General features: G+C 59.1%; 2 protein-coding genes. One reads left to right on the top strand and one right to left on the bottom strand.

What is annotated here, in order from left to right; genetic code table 11:
- The first annotated feature begins 219 nt into the window (after positions 1-219).
- Complete coding sequence (locus MTR62_RS21020) at positions 220-555, top strand: hypothetical protein (protein ID WP_244024613.1); 336 nt, start codon at positions 220-222, stop codon at positions 553-555.
- A 65-nt stretch (positions 556-620) separates the two neighbouring features.
- Here MTR62_RS21020 and MTR62_RS21015 read toward each other — a convergent pair whose 3' ends face one another.
- Positions 621-890 (bottom strand): hypothetical protein, encoded by a 270-nt coding sequence (locus tag MTR62_RS21015; RefSeq protein WP_244024611.1) that lies wholly within the window; start codon positions 888-890, stop codon positions 621-623.
- Positions 891-1092: the final 202 nt, after the last annotated feature.

The raw sequence follows: 1092 nt of genomic DNA, 5'->3' as shown, positions 1-1092 counted from the left end.
TTGGACGCCCACATCTGCGGAAACTTCGGTACCCATTGACAAGCGCGCACGGTGACTGCAACGCCTGCGTTTGCCATTGGCGGCTGCGCGCCCAAGTCGGGCGTTCCGGGGCCGAATTGACGAGCCAGGGAGCCGACCGACCGCTTTCCCGCGCCGTCTCGGTGGGACAGTAGCCAAGATGGCTGGTAAGCGGCCATCGCCTCGATTACGTTTCATCTGATGGCACTCTATTCAAATATCGAGGAAGTTTCTGCGTCGCCCAAATACGGCAGCACCGGGACGGCCGGTTGGGGATTCCACATGTGGACCGACCTCCTTGATGACGAAGCGCCCCATCGAAGAATATTGGAGCGCTTTGGCGTAGACCACCCGGAAGCTGGCATCGTTTTGCCCGAATATGACAGATACGAGGATTACATCGCATCTGATGCAAAGTGGGGCTCATCCTCCCTTTGGGTCTACTATGAGACTATTCTTAGCCATCTCTGGATATGGTCAGATGACCGTGAAGCGGTAGAGAGTTTCAGGGCGGAATTGCTCCGCTACGCGAGTTAATCGAAGGACGGCAACGGGGGGAATGTGGCGCTGGCCCGTATCGGGCCATTCAGCCCGTAGACGGGCTACGAGGTCGCCGTCGAAAGCCGCCGCTCAATCTGTAAGAGCAGGGTGCGACCTGCTTCCGTGGAAGCGATCAAGCAGGGGTCTTCCCACTCGTTTTGAAATAAGAACTTCTCGCCGCCGAACTCCATCGTGGAGTATGTGAGCCCCCGCTGGCTGGCGGCCTCACCGAACAGGTCGAAGATGGCTTGCCGCACCAACTCGACGTCGTCCGGTGCAAACTCCAGCGACGACGAGTGGCCATCGGAATGGGGAAGTAGCGTCACAGCCATGGCCTACTGTGAAGCGAATGCCGCCGGTTTCCAAGCCATTGTTTTCAAGGGGCGCGTTGGCGCCCACGCGCCCTTGTCGGTCGCTCAAGGGCCGATCTTGCGCGCCAGGAAGCCGTCTGTCCGGTTAGGCTTGTCGATCCGAACGGTCATCAGCCGGGATGGGTGGTTAGGAGACGTTGCCCAAAGCTCGACTGAATGCTGT

This window comes from Novosphingobium organovorum (assembly GCF_022832435.1).
Classification (GTDB): Bacteria; Pseudomonadota; Alphaproteobacteria; order Sphingomonadales; family Sphingomonadaceae; genus Novosphingobium; species Novosphingobium organovorum.
This window is presented reverse-complemented; position numbering and strand designations above follow the sequence as displayed.